The sequence below is a fragment of the Mesorhizobium sp. M5C.F.Ca.IN.020.29.1.1 genome (assembly GCF_003997375.1).
Classification (GTDB): domain Bacteria; phylum Pseudomonadota; class Alphaproteobacteria; order Rhizobiales; family Rhizobiaceae; genus Mesorhizobium; species Mesorhizobium wenxiniae.
This window is the reverse complement of sequence record NZ_RZSW01001116.1, coordinates 1-721: the sequence shown is the minus strand read 5'-3', so window position 1 is coordinate 721 and position 721 is coordinate 1. Positions and strand designations below refer to the sequence as shown.

Below are 721 nucleotides of genomic sequence, written 5' to 3'. Positions count from 1 at the left end.
CCGGTGAAGTCTCCGTGCTGTGTGGGGCGCCCTACGGCTATCGGTACATTCGTAAGACGAATGACGCGCCGGCGCGCTATGAAGTCGATGCAGCCGAGGCGGAAGTGGTGCGACTGGTGTTCGAGAAATATACGGTCGACGGCCTGAGCATTGGCGCCCTCGCCCGCCTTCTCAACGAGAGGGGGCTGCCGACGCGCCGGCGCGTCACCCGCTGGGAACGGTCGGTGGTGTGGGGAATGCTGCGCAATCCCGCCTACAAGGGAACGGCCTGCTTCGGGAAGACACAGGTCGCACCGCGACAGAAGGTGACGAAGCCGTTCCGCTTGTCGGGCCGGGCGGGCTTTAGCGAGAATACCAGCCAGCACGAGCGGCCGCGCGACGAATGGATCGAAGTGCCCGTTCCCGCCATCGTGATGGAAGAAACCTTCGCGTTGGCGGCCGAACGTCTGACCGACAACAAGCGCTTCGCCCCGCGCCGGACCATCGAACCGAGCATCGTGCAGGGGCTGGTGTCCTGCCGCAAATGCGGCTACGCGCTATCACGCACATCGACCCGTACGTCGGCGCGCAAAATCCACTACTACCGCTGCCTCGGGGCGGATAGCTGGCGCCATCTTGACGGATCTGTATGCGACAGCCGGCCGATCCGTCAGGACCTGCTCGATGAAGTGGTGTGGCGGGAGGCGGTTTGCCTAATCAAAGACCCCCCTCCTCTCCGTCC

Annotated in this window: 1 protein-coding gene; it reads left to right on the top strand. The window is 64.5% G+C overall.

Annotation, left to right across the window (positions count from 1 at the left end):
* The coding region (locus EOA85_RS36580) for a recombinase family protein (protein ID WP_206523509.1) at positions 1–721 on the top strand (721 nt) is incomplete at both ends.